Annotated in this window: 3 protein-coding genes; 1 reads left to right on the top strand and 2 read right to left on the bottom strand. The window is 68.2% G+C overall.

What is annotated here, in order from left to right; translation table 11 throughout:
• Together ABZW16_RS43120 and ABZW16_RS43125 are read right to left on the bottom strand one after the other, a co-directional pair.
• On the bottom strand, positions 1-803 hold an 803-nt coding region (locus ABZW16_RS43120; protein WP_354961949.1), incomplete at its 3' end, for an aldo/keto reductase.
• Between the two features lies 1 nt (position 804).
• Entirely contained in the window at positions 805-3066 is a 2262-nt protein-coding gene (locus ABZW16_RS43125) for a CoA transferase (protein WP_354961950.1), read from the bottom strand.
• Positions 3067-3269: 203 nt separating this feature from the next.
• Here ABZW16_RS43125 and ABZW16_RS43130 point away from each other — a divergent pair, with 203 nt between their 5' ends.
• A complete protein-coding gene (locus ABZW16_RS43130) occupies positions 3270-4736 on the top strand; it encodes an aldehyde dehydrogenase family protein (protein ID WP_354961951.1) in 1467 nt (488 codons plus the stop codon).
• Positions 4737-4788: the final 52 nt, after the last annotated feature.

Genomic DNA, 4788 nt, shown 5'->3' on the forward strand with positions numbered 1-4788 from the left:
GGCGGCAACGGCGTCGGCGAGTGGGCCGAGGGTCGCAGCGACCAGCCCCCGGAGACCGGGTGCCGACCGGATGGGCCGTCCTCGTGGATCGCCTTGGTCAGTGCGCCGCCGGCGAGCGGACGGATGACACCGACACCGACGTTGTTGCGTTGGGCGGCCTCGAAGTAGCCGTCGTACCGCTCGTTCCACGGCAGTCCGGAGACAGGCCGCGCGGCGGACGGGTTGGCGAGGTTGAACCAGGCGTACAGCATGTTGAACAGGCCGCTGTCGAGGATCGGGATTACCGCTGCGGGCTCGCTGCGCTCCTCGCACACGCCCAGCAGGCGGGTGCGGCCGCTGGACTTCACCTTCTCCAGGGCCGGAGCGACTTCGTTGAGGACCTGGTCTGGGGTCAGCGGCGTCCAGGCCCGGAGGTTCGGACTCGGATCGAGACGGCTCGGGTTGTGGAGCAACAGCATGTCCACGTGGTCCATCCGCAGCCGCAACAGGCTGTCGTGGATGCTCTGTTCGACCTTCTGCGGGATCCGGTGCAGCTCCTCGGGCATAATCTCGACCTTGGTCGCAACGATGACCTGGTCACGCACGCCGATATCCCGCAGGATCCGACCGAGGTTCGCCTCGCCGAGACCCTTCCCGTAGTCGGGCGAGCAATCGAAGTAGTTGATACCGGACATGAGCGCGGCCTCTACCAGGGAGTACTGCTGGCGGGTATCGGCATACACCAGCCCGCCGGCGTTGTCGCCGGTCCCGAAGCCGAACTCCGACACCGCGACATTTGTTCCGGGAATCTTGCGGGTCTTCATCTCATTCGCCTACCTTTCGCGCATGGGTCAGGGGTGACGGACCCGGCGCCGCCGCGCCGCAGAGGTCCGCGATTCGGGAGCCGGGGCGACCATCGCCCAGCTCGCGGAGGAGTTCAGCGGTGTGCTGGCCCTGGCGGGGCGCCGAGCGATGCGGGGCACGCAGCGAGTCGGAGCGACTGAACCGGGCCAAGGCCCCGAACCAGCCGGTCAGGACTCCCTCGTGCTCGTCATCCACCTCGACGACGAGGTCACTACCGCACAGGCGCAGGGTAGTTACCAGTTCGTCCCAGGAATCCGGGTGGCAGGGCAGGTGGCGCACGTTGCTCGACTCGAGCACCGACGTCAGCTCGTCGGTCGTCATCAGCGCGATCTGTCCGGCCAGTCGCTGATGGACGTCGGGTCCCCAGGTGTCGCGCCGCCCGGCGAGGACGCCTACTGCGCTGGCGAATCGCTGCGCCATCGGTTCCTCGGGCGCCGAGACCGCCATCCAGCCATCGAGCGTGCGATAGATGCAGTCCGCGGGATGGAAGCCGCTGAGGTCAGCAAGCAGTTCCGGCAGGGTGTGGATCGAGCCATCAGCATCTCGGCGTACGTCGGAGGTCAGGAAGAGCGCCGACCGCAGGAGGTCCATCCGAGCCTCGATCGCACCACCGGTGACGGCCTGGTCGTGGAGTCCGACCAGCGCGGCGATGGCACCGACCAACCCGGCGGCATAGTCCACTGTCACCGAGCGGACCCACACCGGTTCACCGACGGGACCGCCTGCACGTCGCTCGATACCGGTGAGGGCCTGGACCACCATGTCGAAACCGGTATGCGTGGCCTTGGGCCCAGCCGCCCCGAAGCCCGAGATCTGCACCGCGACCGCCCCGGGCCTGGCGGCGAAGACCTCGGGCATACCGAGTCCGAGGCGCTCGGCCACCCCCACCCGGTAGTTGTGGATGACGACATCGCTCGTCGCGACCAGCCGCCGGGCGGCCGACGCGCCGTCGACAGTCTTGAGATCGAGCACCATGCTGCGCTTGCCACGGTTGACGACGAGGAGCTGGCGCGGTGAGGTGACGCTGGTCGCCGGCTGTGGCGATTCGACGTGCACGACGTCGGCACCCAGATCACCGAGGATGCGGGCGGCCAGGGGGCCGGCGACGAACAAGCCGAAGTCCGCTACCCGGATCCCGGCGAGCGGGCCGGAACCCTCGGGCACGGGCCGTCGATGACCGGGCCCGGCTCCGGTATCCCAGTTGACGAAGGTCGCCGGCCGGCCGACGTACCGAGCGGTGTCATGCTCGACGACCGCGTCCAATACCGCGACCTGCGGATCGTCCCAGCACTCGCCCGGCGCCAGGACCGCCTCGGCCCCGAGACCATGAGCCCAGCAGAGCGCCAGCAGCTCGTCACAGGTCATCCGGGCTACCTGCGGCGCGATGACGTGGTAATCCGCGAAGAAGCAGGACGGATCGTCCGACCGGCCCGCCGGCACTCCTCGGTCGGAATCCACTCCGTCGACGGGCAGCCCGAGGATCCGGTAGAGGGTCGCCCGCGCGCCGGGAACGCCCAGGACGAGCTGGATGAATCGATCGTCGCGGGTGCGGAAGATCAGCTGCTTCACGTCCAGCGGTGGATACACCCGCAGGTCGCTGTCCGTGCCGATGCCCGAGAGCCACAACGCGCCGTAGAGCGCCGCGATGCCCTGGGTGGGGCCCGTCGAGACGACCTGACCGCGCCCGGAGCGCTGGCGTTCGATCAGCGCGGCCCAGCCGCCGATCAGCGCGGTGAGGGCCGTGCCGAACGCGGCAGGCCGGTGCCCGTGTACATACGGCCGACCCGCGAACTGTTGGAAGGTCAGGCCCGCCCGCACCTGCGCGAGGAGCTCGACAGGGTCTTCGTTGCCGACCGACAGAGCGTCGGCTTCGATGTCCAGGACCACGAGCCTGGGATGGCGAGCGGCCAACTCGCTGATGCGGGCGAGGTCGAATCCTCCCGAGCCACGGCCCACGATGCAGACATCGGCCCCAGCAAGGGCAGCATCCACCTCGGCGGCCTCGAGCGGCTGCACAAGCGAGTCCCAATACGAGCGTGCGGGGACATCCCGGATGGCCGGGTCGCACGCCGGGGGAATCACGGCGGACACCGATGCACCCAGCTCCGCGAAGTGCTTCGCGACGAGCGCCGCAGTGAGCCCCCCGACCATGCTGACGACCACCAGGTCGCCGCTGGCCCGCAGTCCGGAAGCAGCGCACGAAGAGTTGTCCGAGAGGACCATCTGGCCTCTCCTTCCCAGCCGCCAGGTGCACGAGACGGACGATTCCGCCATCTGCGGACAATTCTGACCCGTGCTCTATATGATGTCAATTATAAGTTGTAATCTGTGGCGGCGAGTTGGAGGTTCCAACTCCCTATACGATGTGAACTGGATCACACGCAAGGGTCGACCCAGTTCGTGTCGACGTTTCAGAAAGGTGCACCGTGATCGCTGCGGCCCCCAATGAGTTGCCCACGCCGTACCTGCGGATCGGCTCGGAGCGTCTCTACACCGCCTCCGGCGGCACGTTCCGTCACGCCAGCCCCTACGACAGCACCCTCCAGACGGACGTGCCAATGGCCGGACCTGCGGAGATCCAGGCTGCCGTCGCGGCCGCAGCGGGTGCCGCTGATGACTGGCGATTCTGGCGGCCGGAGGCGCGACGTGCCGCCCTGCACCGCCTGGCGAGCCTCATCCGGGAGCACCGGGAGGAATTCGGCCGGCTCAGCGCCATCGACAACGGCATGCCCCTGGCAATGGGGCTTGGTGGCGTCGACTTGACCGCCGAATGGCACGACTACTACGCCGGCTGGTGCGACAAGATCGATGGCCAGATGCTGTCGAGCTTCGGAACCCGCGGCAGCTTCTCCTACACCTCCCCCGAGCCATACGCCGTGGTCGGGGTGATCCTGACCTGGAACGGCCCCCTGGTGTCGCTGGGCATGTCAGTGGCAGCGCCGCTCGCGGCCGGCTGCACCGTAGTCGTCAAGCCGTCCGAGATGACGCCCCACTCGGCCCGGTTGTACGGCGAGCTGGCCAGCCAGGCGGGTATCCCGGACGGCGTGCTCAACATCGTGTCCGGAGGGCCCGACGCCGGTGACGCGCTGGTGCGTCACCCGCTGGTCGAGAAGATCAGCTTCGTCGGTGGCCCGACAACGGCGCAGAAGATCCTCGTCGCGTGTGCCGAGCGGTTCAAGCCCTCCCTGATGGAGCTCGGCGGCAAGTCGGCGTGCCTGGTGTTCCCGGACGCCGACGATATCGACAGCATCGCCCAGCGGGCCGCGTTCGCGGCGTTCGGAAAGATGTCCGGGCAGGCGTGCGCCATTCCTACCCGACTCGTCGTGCACGAAGACCTCCACGACGACGTGGTGAAGCGGGTGTGCGAGATCGCAGCCGGCTACACCCTCGGCGACCCCCTCGACCCAGCCACCCGGATGGGCCCGGTGATCCACGCCGGCGCACAGCAGCGCATCCTCGAGTCCGTCGACCGTGCCGTCCAGGACGGCGCCGGCCGGGTCGTCCTCGGTGGCACCAATCCCGGCGGCGACCTCGCCGATAAGCCGTTCGTCCGGCCCACCGTCCTGGTCGACGTCGATCCGCAGCACGACATCGCGCAGACCGAGGTCTTCGGCCCGGTACTGCTGGTCTTCCGCTTCCGCGAGGAGGACGAGGCGATCGCACTCGCGAACGGGACGGACTACGGCCTGGCTGCGTACATCGAATCGCGCGACGTCGACCGGGTCCACCGCGTCGCCGAGCGACTCAAGGCCGGTGGCGTCTACGTCAACGGTGCGACGACGATCGTGCCGCACACCCCGTACGGCGGCCTCGGGATCAGCGGCTTCGGCAAGCAGGGCGCACGCACCGGCCTCGATGAGTTCCTCCGCTACAAGACCGTCTCGATCCTCTGACACGACGATTTTCGAATACATCCATTGGAAGTGGTGTCACAACGTGGGACCA

Source organism: Nocardia sp. NPDC004604 (assembly GCF_040609795.1).
GTDB lineage: Bacteria > Actinomycetota > Actinomycetes > Mycobacteriales > Mycobacteriaceae > Nocardia.